18 protein-coding genes are annotated in these 20696 nt (G+C 67.9%); all 18 read left to right on the forward strand.

Annotated features, from left to right (window positions below):
• Window positions 1–27: 27 nt before the first annotated feature.
• The 18 genes from ACAV_RS04745 to ACAV_RS04830 all read left to right on the forward strand — a co-directional run bounded on the left by ACAV_RS04745 (window position 28) and on the right by ACAV_RS04830 (window position 20688).
• Entirely contained in the window at window positions 28–1749 is a 1722-nt protein-coding gene (locus ACAV_RS04745; protein WP_157768730.1) for an Ig-like domain-containing protein, read from the forward strand.
• Complete coding sequence (locus tag ACAV_RS04750; protein WP_013593438.1) at window positions 1731–2282, forward strand: shikimate kinase; 552 nt, start codon at window positions 1731–1733, stop codon at window positions 2280–2282. The genes ACAV_RS04745 and ACAV_RS04750 overlap by 19 nt, the downstream gene beginning before the upstream one ends.
• Before the next feature lie 111 nt (window positions 2283–2393).
• Window positions 2394–3524, forward strand: a complete 1131-nt coding sequence (aroB, locus tag ACAV_RS04755) for a 3-dehydroquinate synthase (protein WP_174270292.1) — start codon at window positions 2394–2396, stop codon at window positions 3522–3524.
• A 22-nt stretch (window positions 3525–3546) separates the two neighbouring features.
• Window positions 3547–4806, forward strand: coding sequence for a deoxyguanosinetriphosphate triphosphohydrolase (locus tag ACAV_RS04760; RefSeq protein WP_013593440.1), 1260 nt, complete (start codon window positions 3547–3549; stop codon window positions 4804–4806).
• 148 nt (window positions 4807–4954) lie between these two features.
• Entirely contained in the window at window positions 4955–5533 is a 579-nt protein-coding gene (locus tag ACAV_RS04765; RefSeq protein ID WP_167539401.1) for a DUF1415 domain-containing protein, read from the forward strand.
• Window positions 5530–6492 carry a class I SAM-dependent methyltransferase gene (locus tag ACAV_RS04770; RefSeq protein ID WP_013593442.1) on the forward strand — a complete coding sequence of 321 codons (963 nt, stop codon included), beginning with the start codon at window positions 5530–5532 and terminating at the stop codon, window positions 6490–6492. Before ACAV_RS04765 ends, ACAV_RS04770 begins: the two co-directional genes overlap by 4 nt.
• A gap of 18 nt (window positions 6493–6510) precedes the next feature.
• Window positions 6511–7215 carry an REP-associated tyrosine transposase gene (locus ACAV_RS04775; protein ID WP_013593443.1) on the forward strand — a complete coding sequence of 235 codons (705 nt, stop codon included), beginning with the start codon at window positions 6511–6513 and terminating at the stop codon, window positions 7213–7215.
• A 170-nt stretch (window positions 7216–7385) separates the two neighbouring features.
• Window positions 7386–12128 carry a glutamate synthase-related protein gene (locus ACAV_RS04780; RefSeq protein WP_013593444.1) on the forward strand — a complete coding sequence of 1581 codons (4743 nt, stop codon included), beginning with the start codon at window positions 7386–7388 and terminating at the stop codon, window positions 12126–12128.
• Window positions 12129–12185: 57 nt separating this feature from the next.
• The gene (locus tag ACAV_RS04785) at window positions 12186–13664 is read left to right on the forward strand and encodes a glutamate synthase subunit beta (RefSeq protein WP_013593445.1); all 1479 of its coding nucleotides are present in this window, start codon (window positions 12186–12188) and stop codon (window positions 13662–13664) included.
• A gap of 346 nt (window positions 13665–14010) precedes the next feature.
• Window positions 14011–14814: an amino acid ABC transporter substrate-binding protein gene (locus tag ACAV_RS04790; RefSeq protein WP_013593446.1), complete on the forward strand. Its 804-nt coding sequence runs from the start codon at window positions 14011–14013 to the stop codon at window positions 14812–14814.
• 195 nt (window positions 14815–15009) lie between these two features.
• Complete coding sequence (locus ACAV_RS04795; protein ID WP_013593447.1) at window positions 15010–15663, forward strand: amino acid ABC transporter permease; 654 nt, start codon at window positions 15010–15012, stop codon at window positions 15661–15663.
• Window positions 15644–16456, forward strand: coding sequence for an amino acid ABC transporter ATP-binding protein (locus ACAV_RS04800; protein ID WP_013593448.1), 813 nt, complete (start codon window positions 15644–15646; stop codon window positions 16454–16456). Before ACAV_RS04795 ends, ACAV_RS04800 begins: the two co-directional genes overlap by 20 nt.
• A gap of 208 nt (window positions 16457–16664) precedes the next feature.
• Window positions 16665–17489: an ABC transporter ATP-binding protein gene (locus ACAV_RS04805; RefSeq protein ID WP_041828579.1), complete on the forward strand. Its 825-nt coding sequence runs from the start codon at window positions 16665–16667 to the stop codon at window positions 17487–17489.
• Window positions 17486–18268 carry a lipid asymmetry maintenance ABC transporter permease subunit MlaE gene (gene mlaE, locus ACAV_RS04810; protein ID WP_011794170.1) on the forward strand — a complete coding sequence of 261 codons (783 nt, stop codon included), beginning with the start codon at window positions 17486–17488 and terminating at the stop codon, window positions 18266–18268. Before ACAV_RS04805 ends, mlaE begins: the two co-directional genes overlap by 4 nt.
• Window positions 18269–18307: 39 nt before the next feature.
• Window positions 18308–18799, forward strand: a complete 492-nt coding sequence (gene mlaD / locus ACAV_RS04815) for an outer membrane lipid asymmetry maintenance protein MlaD (RefSeq protein WP_011794171.1) — start codon at window positions 18308–18310, stop codon at window positions 18797–18799.
• The gene (locus tag ACAV_RS04820) at window positions 18796–19578 is read left to right on the forward strand and encodes an MlaA family lipoprotein (protein WP_013593450.1); all 783 of its coding nucleotides are present in this window, start codon (window positions 18796–18798) and stop codon (window positions 19576–19578) included. The genes mlaD and ACAV_RS04820 overlap by 4 nt, the downstream gene beginning before the upstream one ends.
• Window positions 19579–19720: 142 nt before the next feature.
• Window positions 19721–20377, forward strand: a complete 657-nt coding sequence (locus tag ACAV_RS04825) for an MlaC/ttg2D family ABC transporter substrate-binding protein (RefSeq protein ID WP_013593451.1) — start codon at window positions 19721–19723, stop codon at window positions 20375–20377.
• Window positions 20374–20688: an STAS domain-containing protein gene (locus ACAV_RS04830; RefSeq protein WP_491894095.1), complete on the forward strand. Its 315-nt coding sequence runs from the start codon at window positions 20374–20376 to the stop codon at window positions 20686–20688. The genes ACAV_RS04825 and ACAV_RS04830 overlap by 4 nt, the downstream gene beginning before the upstream one ends.
• Window positions 20689–20696 lie beyond the last annotated feature (8 nt).

Raw genomic sequence — 20696 nt, forward strand, 5'->3', positions numbered from 1 at the left:
GGAAGCGGCGGTACCACGACGCCGACCGTGGCATCCATCGAGGTCCTGACCTCGGCGACGACGCTGGCATCCGCCGACACCACGGGCGTGACGGTCACGGCCGTGCTGAAGGACGCCTCCAACAACGCCATCGCGTCCAAGCCGGTGACCTTCAGCGCGAGCAGCGGCACGCTGGCCAGCGTGGCGGCTGCCACCGGCACGGATGGCCGCGCCACGGCCATCCTCACCGCCGGCACGGACCGTTCCAACCGCGACATCGTGGTGACGGTGGCATCGGGCTCCATCACCCAGAAGGCCACCATCCCGGTCTCGGGCACCACGCTGACGGCTTCGGGCGCGACGTCCATGCTGACGGGCGCGACGACCAACTTCGCCGTGTCGCTGCGCGACAGCGGCGGGGCCGCCCTTGCCGGCGTCGCGGTGACCGCATCGTCGTCGCTGGGCAATGCCGTCACCGCCAGCAGCGCCACCACGGACGCGAACGGCTCGCTGACCCTGGCCTATGCGGCCACCCGCAGCGGCACGGACACGCTGACCATCCAGGGCGCAGGCGCCTCGCAGGCGCTCACCATCAGCGTCAGCAGCGTGAATTTCGCCTTCACGGCCCCTGCCGCCAACACGGAAGTGGAGATCAACAGCACGAGCACGGTCACGGTGCGCTACCTGTCGGGCAATGCCGGCGTGGCGGGCAAGACCGTGTCGTTCGGCACGACGCGCGGCACCGTGACGCCCACCCAGGCGGTCACCGATGCCACGGGCTCGGCCACGGTGCAGGTGACGTCTCCGTCGGTGGGTGTCGCCACGGTGAGTGCGCGCGTGGATGACAACGCCATCACGACCCTGCCGCTGAACTTCGTGGCTTCCACGCCGGCGACGCTGGTGCTGCAGACCTCTTCGGCAGCCCTGGCGCCCAACCCGGCCGGCAGCAGCACCAGCCAGGTGCAGCTGCGCGCCACCGTGCGCGATGCCGCAGGCAATGCCGTCAAGGGCAAGACCGTGTTCTTCACCGTGGTGCAGGACCTGAGCGGCGGTGCCATCAAGACGGGTACGGCGGTGACGGATGCCAACGGCCTGGCGACCGATGTGTTCGTGGCCGGTGCCACCTCGACCGCTGCCAACGGCGTGCAGATCCGCGCCAACGTGGCCAACACCAACATCAGTGCCGTGTCGTCCCTGACGGTGAGCAGCCAGGCGCTCTTCATCTCCATCGCGGCCAACAACCAGATCGAGAAGCTGACGACCACTTACCGCAATACGTTCTCCGTGCAGGTCACGGATGCCACCGGTGCGCCGGTGGCCAACCAGAATGTGGCGCTGTCGTACTGGGCACCGCTGTACGGCAAGGGCATTCTGCTCTTCGACAAGACCAACAGTGTCTGGACCTACAGGGACAATCCCCCGGCCTTCTGCTTCAATGAAGACGCCAACCGCAACGGCATTCTCGATCCGGGCGAGGACCGGGATGGCAATGGCCGCCTGAGCCCGGGGCTGCCGGCTGCCATCGCACCGGCCTCCGTGACCACGGATGCCACCGGCAGCGCCACGTTCACGCTGACTTTTGGGCAGCAATATGCCAATTGGCTGCAGATCGAGCTGGCTGCCAGGGCCATCGTCGCGGGTACGGAATCCAGCACGTTCTTCAGCTTCTTCACAGGGGCGCCGTCTTCGGACATGACGAACGCGCAGGTGCCTCCCGCCTCGCAGGTCAGTCCCTTCGGCAGCATCAACAATTGCACGGACCCCAACTGAGCATCCACCTCATCGGCCTTCCAGGCTCGGGTAAATCCACCGTCGGGCGGCATCTCGCCCGGCGGCTGGGTCTGCCCTTCATCGATTCGGACCACGTGATCGAGCAGCGCATCGGCGGCTCGATCCGTGGTTTTTTCGATCGTGAAGGCGAAGCCGCCTTCCGCGACCTGGAGGAGGAGGTCATCCGCGAACTGACCGGCCCGGAGGTTCGGCCGCAGGTGCTGGCCACGGGCGGCGGGGTCGTGGTGCGTCCCGGCAACCGGGCGCGCCTGCGCGAGCGGGGCACGGTCGTTTACCTGAACGCTTCGCCGGAGGAAATCTTCCGGCACATCCGCCACGACCAGACGCGGCCCCTGCTGCAGGTGGATTCGCCCCTGGACCGGCTCCGCGAACTGCAGCGCGAGCGGGATCCGCTCTACCGGGAGGCAGCCCATTTCGTCATCTCGCCGGAGCGTGGCAAGAACGTGGCCGCCCTGGTCCAGCACATCGCCATGCAGCTGGAGTTGGCAGGCATCCATCTGCCATCCCCGTGAAGCCGGGCGGAAGTCGATAGACTCCATGGCATGACTGCCGACGCATTTTCCGTTCGAGATACCGGCCGGCCCCTGCCGTCCTCCCTTGCCGGCACCACCGCGCCGCGCCGCATGGCCCCGTCCGTGGCACCGGCCGCGATGCAGGCGCATGCCGGCCGCGTGGAGATCGCGCTGGGCGACCGGAGCTACGGCATCGATATCGGCGCGGGCCTGCTGGGCGATGCCCGGACCTATGGCGCGCTGCCCAGGGCCGCCTGTGCGCTGGTCGTGACCAACGAGACTGTCGCGCCGCTCTACGCCGAACCCCTGCGCGCAGCGCTGTCCGCGCACTATGCCGAGGTCGTCCTGGCCGTGCTGCCGGACGGCGAGGAGCACAAGGACTGGCCCACGCTGAACCGCATTTTCGATACGCTGCTGTCGCACGGCTGCGACCGCAAGACCGTGCTGTTTGCGCTGGGCGGCGGTGTGGTGGGCGACATGACCGGCTTTGCGGCCGCGAGCTACATGCGTGGCGTGCCCTTCGTGCAGGTGCCGACGACCCTGCTCGCGCAGGTGGATTCCTCGGTGGGTGGCAAGACGGCCATCAACCATCCCCTGGGCAAGAACATGATCGGGGCGTTCTACCAGCCCCAGCTCGTGGTGTGCGACCTCGCCACCCTGGCGACGCTGCCGGCGCGGGAGTTGAGCGCGGGCCTGGCCGAGGTCATCAAGTACGGCCCGATCGCGGACATGGAATTACTGGCCTGGCTCGAGGACCACATCGAGGCCCTGCGTGCGGGCGACCACGCGGCCCTGGCCCATGCCGTGCGCCGCAGCTGCGAAATCAAGGCCTGGGTGGTGGGGCAGGACGAGCGCGAAGCCGGCCTGCGCGCCATCCTGAACTTCGGCCATACCTTCGGGCACGCGATCGAGGCGGGCATGGGCTATGGCGTGTGGCTGCACGGAGAGGGCGTGGGGGCGGGCATGGTGATGGCCGCCGAGCTGTCGCGCCGCCTGGGACTCGTGGACGGTGCATTCACCGCGCGGCTGCGCCGCCTTGTCGAGCGTGCCGGCCTTCCCGTGCGCGGCGCCGTGCTCGATCCCGCCGACAATGCCGGCCGCTACCTGGAACTCATGCGCCTGGACAAGAAGTCGGAAGGGGGCGAGATCCGTTTCGTCGTCATCGACGGACCGGGCCGCGCCGCCGTGCGTCCGGCGCCCGATGCGCTGGTGCGCGAGGTCATCGACGCCTGCTGCGCGTGAACTGAACATGCGGGAGCGTCCCATGGCGGACATGCATTCCCCCGGCGCGGCCGGGCAGCCCGGCGCCAGCGCTTTGCAGGACGCCGCGGATCAGGTTGCCGGCCCGCTCGCGCCCTATGCCAGCGACCCCGCCCGGACGCGTGGCCGCCGCCATCCGCAGGCTCCCGCCCCCACGCGCACCGAGTACCAGCGTGACCGCGACCGCATCGTGCATTCGACCGCGTTCCGCCGGCTGGTGTACAAGACCCAGGTGTTCCTGAACCACGAGGGCGACCTGTTCCGCACCCGGCTTACGCATTCGCTCGAAGTCGCGCAACTGGGGCGCTCCATCGCGCGGTCATTGCGCATCAACGAGGACCTGGTCGAGGCGATTTCGCTGGCGCACGACCTGGGGCACACGCCCTTCGGGCACGCGGGGCAGGACGCGCTGAATGCCTGTATGGCCCCGTACGGCGGTTTCGAGCACAACCTGCAGAGCCTGCGCGTGGTGGATGCGCTGGAAGAGCGCTACCCGGACTACGATGGCCTGAACCTGACCTTCGAGACGCGCGAAGGCATCCTCAAGCACTGCTCGCGCGCCAACGCCGAGCGGCTGGAGGTCTCGGAGCCCGGCGGCGTGGGGGCGCGGTTCCTGCGCGGGGAGCAGCCCGGCCTGGAGGCGCAGCTCTGCAACCTGGCCGACGAGATCGCCTACAACGCCCACGACATCGACGATGGCGTCCGTTCCGGCCTGATCACGCTGGCCCAGTTGCGCGATGTGCCGCTGTTCGACCGGTTCCGGGCCGATGCCGAGCGGGAACACCCGCACCTGGCCGCGCCGCAGGCACGGCGCCGGCTCTTGCACGAGGCCATTCGCCGCATGCTGAGTGCCCAGGTGTACGACGTGATCGGCGCCACAGAAGCCGCGCTGGCGCAGGCCGCGCCGCGCACGGCGGACGATGTGCGCGGCATGCCGCCGCTGGTGGCTTTCAGTGCATCGATGCGCGCGCAGTCCCTGGAGCTCAAGCGCTTCCTGTTCCAGAACCTCTACCGCCATCCGCAGGTGATGGAAACCACCGGCCACGCCCAGCAGGTGGTGCGCGACCTGTTCGGCATCTATGCGGAGCGGCCTTCGGAAATGAAGCACCGGTTCGCCGACCGCGCCGTGGCGGCGCAGGAGGCGGCCTCCGATCCCGGCGGCATGCCCCATGCCCGCATCGTCGCCGACTTCATCGCCGGCATGACGGACCGTTTCGCGGTGCGCGAGCACGAGCGGCTCACGGGCCACCGGCTGCTGTCCTGAGCGTCGCAGCGGCGGTGCAGGGGTGCGGCGGGAAGGGCCCGATAAAATCGCCCTCCTGCCGATACACGCGCCAGCCTTGCCGAAAGACCCCATGACCGAATCCTCCGCCGACGCGGTGCCGCCTTCCGCCGCCGCGAGCGCATCCTCCATGCACCAGACGGTGATCGACGACATGGTCCGCTGGCTGGAGCGTGCGGTCATCGGGCTGAACCTCTGTCCGTTCGCCAAGTCCGTGCACGTCAAGGGCCAGATCCATTACGTGGTGAGCGAGGCCGAGGACGCACGCGCGCTCATCGAAGACCTGCAGCGCGAACTGGAGGCCCTGGCCGAGGCATCACCTGAGCAGCGCGACACCACGCTGCTGATGGCACCGCGCTGCATGGAGGATTTTCTCGATTTCAATGATTTCCTCGGCCTGGCCGACGACCTCGTCGAAGCCATGGACCTCGGCGGCATCCTGCAGGTGGCATCGTTCCATCCGCGCTTCCAGTTCGCGGGCACGGAGGTGGACGACGTGGGCAACGCCACCAACCGGGCGCCGTACCCCACGCTGCACCTGCTGCGCGAAGAGAGCATCGACCGGGCGGTGGAGGCCTTCCCCGAGGCAGAGGCGATCTTCGAACGCAACATCGAGGTGCTCGAGGAACTGGGGGCCGATGGCTGGGCGGCGCTCGATGTCGGGCCGCGCTGTCCTGTGGCGCATGGCGGTGGCCGGAGCGGGGCATGAAGAAGACCGCACGGATGGCCGCGCAGGCGCCGAAGATCCCGGCGGCACGCGGCGATGCAGGTACGGGCGCGGACGCCCAGGTGCTGCAGGAGCTGCGCCCCGGCCAGTCCGTGGAACTGCTCAAGGAACTGCACATCCTGACGCGCGAAGGCCGGCTCAACCAGGATTCGCGCCGCAAGCTCAAGCAGGTGTACCACCTGTTCCAGTTCATCGAACCCTTGCTGCGCGAATTTGCGCAGGACGAGCAGGCACCCACGCTGGCGGACCATGGCGCGGGCAAGTCGTACCTCGGCTTCATCCTCTACGACCTGTTCTTCCGCGAACTGGGCCGCGGGCACATCTACGGCATCGAGACACGCGCCGAACTGGTGGAGCGGTCGCAGGCGCTGGCGCAACGCCTGGGCTTCGGACGCATGTCGTTCCTCGCCCTGAGCGTGGCCGACTCCATGCAGGCCGATGTCCTGCCCGCACGTTTCGACGTGGTGACGGCGCTGCATGCCTGCGATACCGCGACGGATGACGCGATCGCCTTCGGGCTGGCCAAGCAGGCGCGCGCCATGGTGCTGGTGCCCTGCTGCCAGGCCGAAGTGGCCTCCTGCCTGCGGCAGAACAAGGCGCTGGCCCTGGCGCGCACGCCGCTGGCGGAGCTGTGGCGGCATCCGCTGCACACGCGCGAGCTGGGCAGCCAGCTGACGAACGTGCTGCGCTGCCTGTACCTGGAAGCCAGCGGCTACCAGGTCACGGTGACGGAACTGGTGGGCTGGGAGCACAGCATGAAGAACGAATTGATCGTGGCCCGGCACACCGGCCAGCGCAAGCGCAGCGCGGCCGAGCGGCTGCGTGCGATCCTCGCCGAGTTCGGGCTGGAACGGGACCTCGGTCCGCGCTTCGGCCTGGCGGGCGATGGCAGCGTGAACGCTGGCGAGGACGGGGCGGTTGTGCAGGGCGTACAGGCCTGAGACGGGAGAGGCCCGACCATGGCCCGCCTTCCCCGCCTGACTCTTCCGGGCTATCCGCACCACGTGATCCACCGGGGCAACAACCGGCAGGCGGTCTTCGTGGACCGGCAGGACCGGGAGTTGCTGCTCGAGTCGCTCGCCGAGCAGGCGCGGGCCTTCGACGTGGCAGTGCATGCCTACGTGCTGATGGACAACCATTTCCATCTCCTGGCCACGCCGCGCACGGCCGAGGGCCTGCCGATGTTGATGCAGGCCGTGGGCCGCCGCTACGTGCGTGCCTTCAACCAGCGCCACGGGCGCACCGGAACCCTGTGGGAAGGGCGATACCGCTCCACCGTGCTCGATCCCGCACGCTACCTGCTGGCCTGCATGGCCTATATCGACCTGAACCCGGTGCGCGCCGGCCTGGTGGCCGAGCCTGCGGAGTACCCCTGGTCCAGCCACGCGCACGCGCTGGGCCTGCGGCCCGACCGTCTGGTGACGCCGCACGCGCTCTACTGGGCCCTGGGCAACACACCGTTCGCGCGCGAGGCTGCCTACGGCGCCCTGGTGCAGGCCGGGCTGTCCGAACAGGATCGCCATCGCATCACCGATGCGACGCTGTCTGGATGGGCGCTCGGCGATGCGGAATTCGCTGCAGCGCTGCAATCCCAGACAGAGCGGCGTGTGACGAAGGCACAGGCAGGACGTCCACGCAAGCGGATCGGACATCCCGAAGCCTGACCGCTGGCCTCTAATGGCCATGATCGGCTGTTTTTAATGTGTCCCTCATTAAATGTTGATGAAACGCAGCGAAAGAATATTAAGTATCTGACCCTAATTTAAAATGCTTGCCCCGCATAACGTCATGCAATACGCTCGGGCTCCCCGCGATTTTTCTTGAGGAGTGCGCCATGACGACGGCCGCCGAAATCCAGCACCTGCAACAGCACGGTTTGTACGCATCCGCCAACGAGCACGATGCGTGCGGCCTTGGCTTCGTGGCCCATATCAAGGGCGAGAAGCGCCATGACATCGTCACCCAGGCGCTGAAGATCCTCGAGAACATCGACCACCGCGGCGCCGTGGGCGCCGACAAGCTGATGGGCGACGGTGCCGGCATCCTGATCCAGATCCCGGACGCGCTCTACCGCGAGGAGATGGCTCGCCAGGGCGTCACGCTGCCGCCCGCTGGCGAATACGGCGTCGGCATGATCTTCCTGCCCAAGGAGCATGCATCGCGCCTCGCCTGCGAGCAGGAGATGGAGCGCGCCATCAAGGCCGAAGGCCAGGTGCTGCTGGGCTGGCGCGACGTGCCGGTGAACGTCGAGATGCCGATGTCGCCCACCGTGCGCACCAAGGAGCCCATCCTGCGCCAGGTGTTCATCGGCCGTGGCAACGACGTGATCGTGCAGGACGCGCTCGAGCGCAAGCTCTACGTGATCCGCAAGACCGCCAGCGCCGCGATCCAGAGCCTGAAGCTCAAGCACAGCAAGGAATACTACGTTCCCAGCATGTCCAGCCGCACCGTGGTCTACAAGGGCCTGCTGCTGGCCGACCAGGTGGGCACCTACTACCTGGACCTGCAGGACCCGCGCTGCGTCTCGGCCATCGGCCTCGTGCACCAGCGCTTCTCCACCAACACCTTCCCCGAGTGGCCGCTCGCCCACCCGTACCGCTACGTGGCGCACAACGGCGAGATCAACACCGTCAAGGGCAACTACAACTGGATGCGTGCGCGCGAAGGCGTGATGGCCTCGCCCGTGCTGGGCCCGGACCTGAAGAAGCTCTACCCGATCAGCTTCGCGGACCAGTCCGACACCGCCACGTTCGACAACTGCCTCGAACTGCTGACCATGGCCGGCTACCCGATCAGCCAGGCCGTGATGATGATGATCCCCGAGCCGTGGGAGCAGCACGCCACCATGGACGGCCGCCGCCGCGCCTTCTATGAATACCACGCTGCCATGATGGAGCCCTGGGACGGCCCGGCCTCCATCGTGTTCACCGACGGCCGCCAGATCGGCGCCACGCTGGACCGCAACGGGCTGCGCCCCTCGCGCTACTGCGTGACCGACGACGACATCGTGATCCTGGCCTCCGAGTCCGGCGTGCTGCCCGTGCCCGAGAACAAGATCGTGCGCAAGTGGCGCCTGCAGCCCGGCAAGATGCTGCTGATCGACCTGGAGCAGGGCCGCATGATCGACGACGACGAGCTCAAGGCCAACATCGTCAACACCAAGCCCTACAAGCAGTGGATCGAGAACCTGCGCATCAAGCTCGACAGCGTCGGCAGCGACGTCCCGGTCGCGCCGCTGCCGGCCGAGCTGCCGCTGCTGGACCGCCAGCAGGCCTTCGGCTACACGCAGGAAGACATCAAGTTCCTGATGGCGCCGATGGCGAAGAACGGCGAGGAGGGCATCGGCTCGATGGGCAACGACAGCCCGCTGGCCGTGCTTTCGGGCAAGAACAAGCCGCTCTACAACTACTTCAAGCAGTTGTTCGCGCAGGTGACCAACCCGCCGATCGACCCGATCCGCGAGGCGATCGTGATGTCGCTCGTGAGCTTCATCGGGCCGAAGCCCAACCTGCTGGACATCAACCAGGTCAACCCGCCGATGCGGCTCGAAGTGGGCCAGCCGGTGCTCGACTTCGCGGGCATGGCCAAGCTGCGCGACATCGAGCAGCACACGCAGGGCAAGTTCAAGAGTGCGGTGATCGACATCACCTACCCGCTGGCCTGGGGGCGCGAGGGCGTGGAGGCCAAGCTGGCCTCGCTGTGCGCGCAGGCGGTGGACGCGATCAAGGGCGGCGCCAACATCCTCATCATCAGCGACCGCGCCGTGAGCGCGACACAGGTGGCCATCCCCGCGCTGCTGGCGCTGTCGGCGATCCACCAGCACCTGGTGCGCGAGGGCCTGCGCACCACGGCGGGTCTGGTGGTGGAGACCGGCACGGCGCGCGAGGTGCACCACTTCGCCGTGCTCGCGGGCTACGGTGCCGAGGCCGTGCACCCCTACCTGGCCATGGAGACGCTGGCCGACATGCACAAGGACATGTCGGGCGACCTGTCGCCGGAGAAGGCCATCTACAACTACGTGAAGGCGATAGGCAAGGGCCTCTCGAAGATCATGTCCAAGATGGGCGTGTCCACGTACATGAGCTACTGTGGCGCGCAGCTGTTCGAGGCCATCGGCCTGAACACCGACACGATCGCCAAGTATTTCACCGGCACGGCCAGCCGCGTGGAGGGCATCGGCGTGTTCGAGATCGCCGAGGAGGCCATCCGCATGCACAAGGCCGCGTTCGGCGACGACCCGGTGCTGGAAACCATGCTGGACGCGGGCGGCGAGTACGCCTGGCGTGCACGCGGCGAGGAGCACATGTGGAGCCCCGACGCGATCGCCAAGCTGCAGCATTCCACGCGTGCCAACAACTGGAACACGTACAAGGAATACGCGCAGATCATCAACGACCAGAGCCGCCGCCACATGACGCTGCGCGGCCTGTTCGAGTTCAAGTTCGACCCTGCCAAGGCCATCCCCGTGGAGCAGGTCGAATCGGCCAAGGAGATCGTCAAGCGCTTCGCCACCGGCGCGATGTCGCTGGGCTCCATTTCCACCGAGGCGCACGCCACGCTGGCCGTGGCGATGAACCGCATCGGCGGCAAGAGCAACACGGGCGAGGGCGGCGAGGATGCCGCGCGCTACCGCCAGGAACTCAAGGGCATCCCGATCCGGCAGGGCGACACGCTCAAGAGCGTGATCGGCGCCGCCAACGTCGAGGTGGACCTGCCCCTGCAGGACGGCGACTCGCTGCGCTCGCGCATCAAGCAGGTGGCCTCGGGCCGCTTCGGCGTCACCGCCGAATACCTGTCGTCGGCCGACCAGATCCAGATCAAGATGGCCCAGGGTGCCAAGCCCGGCGAGGGCGGCCAGCTGCCCGGCGGCAAGGTGTCCGACTACATCGGCAAGCTGCGCCACAGCGTGCCGGGCGTGGGCCTGATCTCGCCGCCGCCGCACCACGACATCTACTCGATCGAGGATCTCGCGCAGCTGATCCACGACCTGAAGAACGTGGCGCCGCACGCCGACATCTCGGTCAAGCTCGTCTCCGAAGTGGGCGTGGGCACGATCGCGGCCGGCGTGGCCAAGTGCAAGAGCGACCATGTGGTGATCGCCGGCCATGACGGCGGCACGGGCGCCTCGCCCTGGTCGTCCATCAAGCACGCGGGCTCGCCCTGGGAGATCGGCCTCGCCGAAACCCAGCAGACCCTGGTGCTGAACCGCCTGCGCGGCCGCATCCGCGTGCAGGCCGACGGCCAGATGAAGACCGGCCGCGACGTCGCCATCGGCGCGCTGCTCGGCGCCGACGAGTTCGGCTTCGCCACCGCGCCGCTGGTGGTGGAGGGCTGCATCATGATGCGCAAGTGCCACCTGAACACCTGCCCGGTGGGCGTGGCCACGCAGGACCCGGTGCTGCGCCAGAAGTTCTCGGGCAAGCCCGAGCACGTGGTGAACTACTTCTTCTTCGTCGCCGAGGAAGTGCGCCAGATCATGGCGCAGCTGGGCATCGCGAAGTTCGACGACCTGATCGGCCGCACCGACCTGCTCGACATGCGCGCCGGCATCGCGCACTGGAAGGCGCGCGGCCTCGATTTCGGCCGCCTGTTCGCCCAGCCGCAGGTGCCCGCCGACGTGCCGCGCTTCCACGTGGACACGCAAGACCACAACATCGAGCACACGCTGGACCGCAAGCTCATCGAGCGCAGCCGGCCCGCGATCGAGAAGGGCGAGCGCGTGCAGTTCATCGAGGTGGCGCGCAACGTGAACCGCTCCGTGGGCGCGATGCTCTCGGGCGCGGTGACGCGCGAACATCCGGAAGGCCTGCCCGACGACACCATCCGCATCCAGCTCGAAGGCACGGGCGGCCAGTCGTTCGGCGCGTTCCTGACGCGCGGCATCACGCTCTACCTGATCGGCGATGCCAACGACTACACCGGCAAGGGCCTTTCGGGCGGCCGCGTGATCGTGCGCCCGAGCATCGACTTCCGCGGCGACACCACGCGCAACACCATCGTGGGCAACACGGTGATGTACGGCGCCACGACTGGCGAAGCCTTCTTCGGCGGAGTGGCGGGCGAGCGCTTCGCGGTGCGCCTCTCCGGTGCCTCCGCGGTGGTGGAGGGCACTGGCGACCACGGCTGCGAGTACATGACGGGCGGCACGGTGGTGGTGCTCGGCAAGACGGGCCGCAACTTCGCGGCCGGCATGAGCGGCGGCGTGGCCTACGTCTATGACGAGGACGGCCTGTTCCACACGCGCTGCAACCTGTCCATGGTGACGCTGGACCGCATCCTGCCTTCCGACGAGCAGATGGCGACCACCCACGCCGGCATCTGGCACCGCGGCCAGACCGACGAGGCGCAGCTCAAGAAGATGCTGGAGGACCACAACCGCTGGACCGGCAGCAAGCGTGCGCGCGAACTGCTGGACAACTGGGCGGCCTCGCGGGCGAAGTTCGTGAAGGTGTTCCCCACGGAATACAAGCGCGCGCTGTCCGAGATCCACGAACGCAAGGCGCTGCAGGAGCCGCCCACCCCGCCGGTGGCCGCCCCCGAGCAGGAGAAGGTGCGCGCCGCGGTGCCGGCCAAGTAAGGCCGGATCGACCGACGACGCACCGCTTCGCACCCCACAACGACAGGACACGCAATCATGGGAAAGACCACCGGCTTCATGGAATACGAGCGCATCGAGGAGGGCTACAAGCCCGTCGCCGAGCGCCTGAAGCACTACAAGGAATTCGTCATCGGCCTCGACGAAGCGCAGGCCAAGCTGCAGGGCGCGCGCTGCATGGACTGCGGCACGCCGTTCTGCAACAACGGCTGCCCGGTCAACAACATCATTCCGGACTTCAACGACCTGGTGTACCAGCAGGACTGGAAGAGCGCCTGGGCCGTGCTGGACTCGACCAACAACTTCCCCGAGTTCACCGGCCGCATCTGCCCCGCTCCCTGCGAGGCCGCCTGCGTACTGAACGTGAATGACGACCCGGTGGGCATCAAGTCGATCGAGCACGCCATCATCGATCGCGCCTGGGCCGAAGGCTGGGTGCAGCCGCGCCCGGCCAGGCACAAGACCGGCAAGAAGGTGGCCGTGGTGGGCTCCGGCCCCGCGGGCATGGCGGCCGCCCAGCAGCTCGCGCGTGCCGGCCACGACGTGACGCTGTTCGAGAAGAACGACCGCATCGGCGGCCTGCTGCGCTACGGCATTCCCGACTTCAAGATGGAGAAGTCGCACATCGACCGCCGCGCGGCGCAGATGCAGGCCGAGGGCGTCACCATCCGCACCGGCGTGTTCGTCGGCGCTGCCAAGGATGGCCTGGGCAAGGGCTCCAAGGTCACCAACTGGGCCAAGGAAACCATCTCGCCCGAGCAACTGCAGGCCGAGTTCGATGCCGTGCTGCTGGCCGGCGGCGCCGAGCAGAGCCGCGACCTGCCCGTGCCGGGCCGCGAGCTGGACGGTGTGCATTTCGCGATGGAGTTCCTGCCCCAGCAGAACAAGGTGAATGCTGGCGACAAGCTCAAGGGCCAGCTGCGCGCCGATGGCAAGCATGTCATCGTGATCGGCGGCGGCGACACGGGCAGCGACTGCGTGGGTACGAGCAACCGCCACGGCGCCGCGAGCGTGACGCAGTTCGAACTGATGCCCCAGCCGCCCGAGGTGGAGAACCGCCCGCTCACGTGGCCCTACTGGCCCTACAAGCTGCGCACCAGCTCCAGCCACGAAGAGGGCTGCGAGCGCGAGTTCGCCATCGCCACGAAGGAATTCATCGGCGAGAAGGGCAAGGTCACGGGCCTGAAGACCGTTCGCGTGGAGTGGAAGGACGGCAAGATGGTCGAGGTGGCCGGCTCCGAGCAGACGCTCAAGGCCGACCTCGTGCTGCTGGCCATGGGCTTCGTCGCTCCGGTGTCGCCCGTGCTGGAAGCCTTCGGCGTCGAGAAGGATGCCCGCGGCAACGCCCGCGCCAGCACCGACTTCACTGGCGGCTACACGACCAACGTGCCCAAGGTGTTCGCGGCCGGCGACATGCGCCGCGGCCAGTCGCTGGTGGTGTGGGCCATCCGCGAGGGCCGGCAGGCCGCGCGGGCGGTGGACGAGTTCCTGATGGGTTACTCCGACCTGCCGCGCTGAAAGCGCAGCCTCCCGTGCCCGGCCTCGTCCGCGGGGCGCATGCCAACGGCGCCCCGGGCGCCGTTTTTCATGGGTGGATGCGCTGGGGTTTGCTATCTTTTTGATGGCAAGGTATGCCGATGTCGGTGGGTTGTGCGCAGTTTTCCTGTGCATGCGGCAGGGCAGGCGGTGCGCCGTGCCATGGCTGGTGCGGGCGATCGGGGACAATACGGGCTGGTTCCGTGCCGCCAAGCATGCCCGCCTGCTGTTCCCGCGCAGGCCCCGTGCGCTGTTGCCGGCCTGACTGTCCCTTCACCCTTTTTTCGCTCCATGCCGGCCTGCGGGCCGGCTTTTCGTTGCCATTGCCATGAAGAAGATCGCCGCCATCGCCCTGGTGTCCCTCGGTGCCCTGCTTGCCGCCTGCGGCAAGAACGACAGCGCCCAGCCGGCCGCCTCCACCCCCGCCACGCCTCCGGCCGCCGTCACGAAGATCGTGATCGGCCTGGACGACAACTTCCCGCCGATGGGCTTCCGCGACGACAAGAACCAGCTCGTGGGCTTCGACATCGACATGGCCCGCGAAGCCGCCAAGCGCATGGGCGTGGAGGTGGAGTTCAAGCCGATCGACTGGAGCGCCAAGGAGGCCGAGCTGTCGGGCAAGCGCGTGGACGCGCTCTGGAACGGTCTCACGATCACCGAGGAGCGCAAGCAGAACATCGCCTTCACCGCGCCCTACATGGAGAACCACCAGATCGTCGTGGTGGCCGCCAATTCCCCGATCAAGACGAAGGCGGACCTCGCCGGCAAGATCGTGGGCGCGCAGGAGGGCAGCAGTGCCGTGGATGCGGTCAAGAAGGACGAAGCCGTCTTCAAGTCGTTCAAGGAATTCAAGACCTTCGGCGACAACGTGACCGCACTCATGGACCTCTCCACTGGCCGCCTGGAAGCCGTGGTGGTGGACGAGGTGGTGGGCCGCTACTACGTCGCCAAGAAGCCGCAGGACTATGCCGTGCTGGACGAACATTTCGGCACCGAGGAATACGGCGTGGGCGTGCGCAAGGACGACACCGCGCTGCAGGGCCGCCTCGACAAGGCGCTGGCCGACATGAAGCAGGATGGCGCCGCGGCCACGATCGCCACGCAGTGGTTCGGCAAGAACATCATCAAATAACTTCGGCGCATCCCCCTGAGGCGCTGCGCGCCTTCCCCCTTCTCTCGCATCGCTGCGCGATGCGGGAAGGGGGACGCAGCCGGCGCGGCGGGGCGTCCCTTGCGCGGCTGCCGCTGGCCTTCGGCCGCGCCAGCGGCATGCGCCTTGGGCGATGTCTGGCGCCGTAGTGCAGACATGGATTTTTGTAGCTTGTAGATGGATTACGTTCTTTCACTTCTGGGGCCGCTGGCGCAGGGCGCGACGGTCACGCTGAAGCTCTTTGCGATCACGCTGGTGCTGGCGGTGCCGCTCGGGCTGGCGCTGGCGCTGGCGCGGGTGTCGCGCTGGGGGCTGTTGTCGGGGCTGGTCAATGGCTACATCTGGCTGATGCGCGGCACGCCGCTGATGCTGCAGATGCTGTTCATCTATTTCGCGCTGCCGTTCGTGCCGGTGATCGGTGTGCGGCTGCCGGATTTCCCTGCGGCGGTGGTGGCGTTCGCGCTGAACTACGCGGCCTATTTCGCGGAGATCTTCCGCGCCGGCATCCAGTCGATCGATCGCGGCCAGTACGAGGCCGCCAAGGTGCTGGGCATGACCTACGGGCAGACCATGCGGCGCATCGTGCTGCCGCAGATGGTGCGCCGCATCCTGCCGCCCATGAGCAACGAGACCATCACGCTGGTGAAAGACACCTCGCTCATCTACGTGCTGGCCCTGAACGACCTGCTGCGCGCCGCGCGCGGCATCGTGCAGCGCGATTTCACGACCACGCCTTTCCTCGTGGCCGCTGCCTTCTATCTCGTGATGACCCTGGTGCTGACCTGGGGCTTCCAGCGCCTGGAGCGACGCTATGCCCGCCATGACGCCTGACCTTTCCGCCCCTGCTGCCGATACCCCTGCCGCCGTGCCCATGATCGAGGCGCGGGGCCTGCACAAGGCCTTCGGCGCCCTGCCCGTGCTGCGGGACGTGTCGCTCACGCTCGGCCGCGGCGAGACCGTGGCCGTGATCGGCCCCTCGGGCTCGGGCAAGAGCACCTTCCTGCGCTGCCTGAACCACCTGGAGACCATCGACCGCGGCCACATCGCCATCGAGGGCGACACGCTCGCGACCACCGATGCCGGCGGCCACTGCCGCTACGTGCCCGATGCCGAGGTGCGCCGCATCGGCCGCCGCATGGGCATGGTGTTCCAGTCGTTCAACCTGTTTCCGCACCTCACCGTGCTGGAGAACGTCATCGAGGCGCCCATGGTGGTCAAGGGCGTGTCCCGGCAGGCCGCCGTGCCGCCCGCCCAGGCGCTGCTGGCCAAGGTGGGGCTGCTGGAGAAGCAGGACAGCTATCCCGGCCGGTTGTCGGGCGGGCAGAAGCAGCGCGTGGCCATCGCCCGTGCGCTGGCCATGGAGCCGGACATCCTGCTGTTCGACGAGCCCACCTCGGCGCTCGACCCGGAGCTGACCGGCGAGGTGCTGCGCACCATGCGCGCGCTGGCCCAGGAGCGCATGACCATGCTGGTGGTCACGCACGAGATGGGTTTCGCGCGCGAGGTGGCCCACCGCGTGGTCTTCATGGACCAGGGGGAGATCATCGAGGCCGCGCCGTCGGCGGAGTTCTTTGCGAAGCCGCGACATGCGCGAACCCAGGCATTCCTTCGCAGCATGTTGTGAAAGGGCTTGCTGGCGGCGGGAGAATATGGCTTCTTGGTGCCTCTGTGGTCCGTCAGATATGAATGGCATGCTCCTGAAAAAGTAGCGACCAACTGCCAGGTGCTTCAGCAAACATGCATGCATGTATGTTTGCGTTACCATCGCTCGCATCGCCATCGTCCGCAGCCGCGACAATACGTCCCCAACCGATATTTCCAACGCCCTCCGCATGTCCGAAACCCCCCTGGTCGAACTGCGCAACGTCACGTTCTCGTATGGCGAGCGCCCGATCCTGCGCGATGTCTCGCTGCGCATTCCGCGCGGCAAGGTGACCGCGCTCATGGGCGCCTCCGGCGGGGGCAAGACCACGGTGCTGCGCCTCATCGGCGGCCAGCATCTCGCGCAGCAGGGCGAGGTCCTGGTGAACGGCCAGGACGTCGCGCGCATGGACACGCAGCAGCTCTACGCCGCGCGCCGCCGCATGGGCATGCTGTTCCAGTTCGGGGCGCTCTTCACCGACATGAGCGTGTTCGAGAACGTGGCCTTCCCGCTGCGCGAGCACACCGACCTGTCCGAGGCGCTGGTGCGCGACATCGTGCTCATGAAGCTGCAGGCCGTGGGCCTGCGGGGCGCGCGCGATCTCATGCCCAGCCAGATCTCGGGCGGCATGGCGCGGCGCGTGGCGCTCGCGCGGGCCATTGCGCTCGACCCGGAGCTGATCCTCTACGACGAGCCTTTCGCCGGGCTCGACCCCATCTCGCTCGGCACGGCCGCGCAGCTGATCCGGCAAATGAACGACGCCATGGGCCTGACCACGCTGGTCGTGTCCCACGACGTGGAGGAAACCTTCCGCGTGGCGGACCACGTCGTCATCCTCGGGCCGGGCGTGGTCGCGGCCCAGGGCACGCCCGACGAGGTCCGCGCCAGTACCGACCCGCTGGTGCACCAGTTCGTGCATGCACTGCCCACCGGGCCGGTGCCGTTCCATTACCCCGGTCCTTCGGTGGCCGACGATTTCGGGCCGCTGGCCGGCCCGGGCGGAGGCGCGCGATGAGCTGGTGGAAACCTTCCGATGTCGGCTTCGCCACGCGCAGCCTGCTGGCGGACATGGGCCGGGCGGCGCGGCTGTTCGTGCGCCTGGCCGGCCTGATCGGCCCGACGCTGCAGCGCTTCGGGCTGGTGCGCGACCAGTTGCACTTCCTGGGCAACTATTCGCTGTCCATCATTTCCGTATCGGGCCTGTTCGTGGGCTTCGTGCTGGGCCTGCAGGGCTACTACACGCTGCAGCGCTACGGCTCCGCACAGGCCCTGGGCCTGCTCGTGGCGCTGTCGCTGGTGCGCGAGCTCGGGCCTGTCGTTTCCGCGCTGCTGTTCGCGGGCCGCGCGGGCACCTCGCTCACTGCGGAGATCGGCCTCATGCGCGCGGGCGAGCAGCTCTCGGCCATGGAGATGATGGCCGTGGACCCGGTGCGCCGCATCCTGGCCCCGCGCTTCTGGGCCGGGGTGATCGCCATGCCGCTGCTGGCCGCGGTGTTCAGCGCTGTGGGCGTGATCGGCGGCTGGATCGTCGGCGTGGTCATGCTCGGCGTGGACGGCGGCGCCTTCTGGGGCCAGATGCAGAGCGGGGTGGACGTGTGGGCGGACGTGGGCAACGGCGTGCTCAAGAGCTTCGTCTTCGGCGTCACGGTCACCTTCATCGCGCTGCTGCAGGGCTACATCGCCAAGCCCACGCCCGAGGGCGTGTCCCGCGCCACCACCCGCACCGTGGTGATGGCCTCGCTCACGGTGCTGGGGCTGGATTTCCTGCTCACGGCCTGGATGTTCAGCATCTGACGCGGCAGCGCCCAAGAACCCTTCAGAGAGAAAAACACCATGCAGCATTCCAAGAACGACGTCTGGGTCGGCCTCTTCGTCCTCCTCGGCGGTGCGGCCCTGCTCTTCCTCGCCCTGCAGTCGGCCAACCTGCTGCGCGTGCAGTGGCAGTCCGGCTACCACGTCACCGCGCTCTTCGACAACATCGGCGGGCTCAAGCCCCAGTCCGCGGTGCGCAGCGCCGGCGTGGTGGTCGGCCGGGTGAACTCCATCACCTTCGACGACAAGACCTTCCAGGCCCAGGTGACGCTGGAGATGGACAAGCGCTACGCCTTCCCCAAGGACAGCTCGCTCAAGATCCTCACCAGCGGCCTGCTGGGAGACCAGTACATCGGCATCCAGGCGGGTGCCGACGAAAAGAACCTCGCCGAGGGCGACCGCATCACGTCCACGCAGTCCGCCGTGGTGCTGGAAAACCTCATCGGCCAGTTCCTCTACGGCAAGGCCGAAGAGGGCGGTGGCGGGGCCTCCGCGGGCGGTTCCAAGAAATGACGACAACAATGATGACCACCAAATCCCAAGCTCTCCGGGCCCCGTCCCTGCGCGGCAGCGCATGCGCGCTGGCCGTGGCCTGCCTGTTGGCCGGCTGCGCGACCGGTCCCGACGCCAACCCGCGCGATCCGTTCGAGCCCTACAACCGCGGCATGACCCGGTTCAACGACAAGGTGGACGACGTGCTGCTGCGGCCCGTCGCCACCGCCTATACCGAGGTCACCCCGCGCCTGGTGCGCACCGGCGTGAGCAACTTCTTCGCCAACCTCGGCGACCTGTGGTCCTTCGTGAACAACGCGCTGCAGCTGCGCGGGGAGGGCGCGCTCAACAGCATCGCGCGCTTCAGCGCGAACACCGTGTTCGGTATCGGCGGCCTGTTCGACGTCGCCACCGAGATGCGCATCGAGCGCTCGAAGCAGGATTTCGGCCTCACGCTCGGCCGCTGGGGCGTGCCTACGGGGCCGTACCTCGTGCTGCCGTTCCTGGGCCCCTCCACCGTGCGCGACACGGTGGCTCTGCCGGTGGATGCCAAGGGCAACCTCATCACCTATGTCGATCCGGTGTCGGACCGCAACGCCCTCTACGCCCTGAGTGCGGTGAACACGCGGGCCAACCTGCTGCGCGCGAGTTCGGTGCTGGACAGCGCAGCGCTCGACAAGTACAGCTTCACGCGCGACGCCTACCTGCAGGTGCGCAGCCAGGCGGTGCAGACGGACCGGCGCAGCGAGGAACGCTACGACCAGGATGCCGGCAAGCTGCCCGAAGAGCCGAAGCCCTGAGGGCTGCGGTGGAGCCCGGGACGGCGTTGCAGTTGCTTGCATCCGTGCACCGGGCAGACGCATGGGGGGCGGTACGCCCTCCCACAATCGAACATGACATGGCGCGCCCCGCCGGGGACGCGCCTTCAGAAAGGAAACCGATATGACGATGAGCCGACGTACCCTGGGCCATGCCGCCCTCTGCACCGCCGCCGTGTTGTGGCTGGGCATGCCGGTGGCAGCCCTGGCCGCCGACGAAACGCCCGACGAACTGGTCAAGCGCCTGTCCACCGATGTGTTGAACACGGTGCGCAGCGACAAGAGCATCAAGTCGGGCGACATCAACAAGATCACCGCGCTGGTGGACAAGGTCATCCTGCCGCACGTGAACTTCCGCCGCATGACGGCTGCCGCGGTGGGCCCGGCCTGGCGCCAGGCCACGCCGCAGCAGCAGGCGCGCCTGCAGGACGAATTCAAGTCGCTGCTCGTGCGCACCTACTCGGGCGCCCTCAGCCAGGTCAACGACCTGTCGATCCAGGTCAAGCCCCTGCGCGCCGGCCCCGATGACAAGGACGTGCTCGTGCGTTCCGAGATCCTGGGCCGCGGCGACCCGATCCAGCTCGATTACCGCCTGGAGAAGACCCCCGGCGATGGCGCGGGCTGGAAGATCTACAACCTGAACGTGATGGGCGTGTGGCTGGTCGAGACCTACCGCACCCAGTTCGCCCAGGAGATCAACGCCAAGGGCATCGATGGCCTCATCGAATCCCTGGCTGCTCGCAACAAGGCCAACGCCGCCGGCTCCGGCAAGGCGGGCTGACGCATCGCGGGGCGCCTGCCATGCTGGTCCTACCCACCGAGCTGACGCACCAGCAGGCCGAGGCCTGCCTGCGCATGCTGCTGCAGGGGCTCAAGGCGCACCGCGACGAGATCCTCGTCGTGGACGCCGCACCGCTTGCCACCTTCGACTCCTCGGCCCTGGCGGTGCTGCTCGAGTGCCGCCGCGCCGCGTTGCTGGAGAACCGGCGCTTCGAAGTGAAGGACCTGCCCGCGGGCCTGGCCAAATTGGCGGGGCTGTACGGGGTGGAGGAGTTGCTGGCCAGCCCGGCGGTGGCCGCAGCGGCGGATTGAACTGAACG

The organism is Paracidovorax avenae ATCC 19860 (assembly GCF_000176855.2).
Lineage (GTDB): Bacteria > Pseudomonadota > Gammaproteobacteria > Burkholderiales > Burkholderiaceae_C > Paracidovorax > Paracidovorax avenae.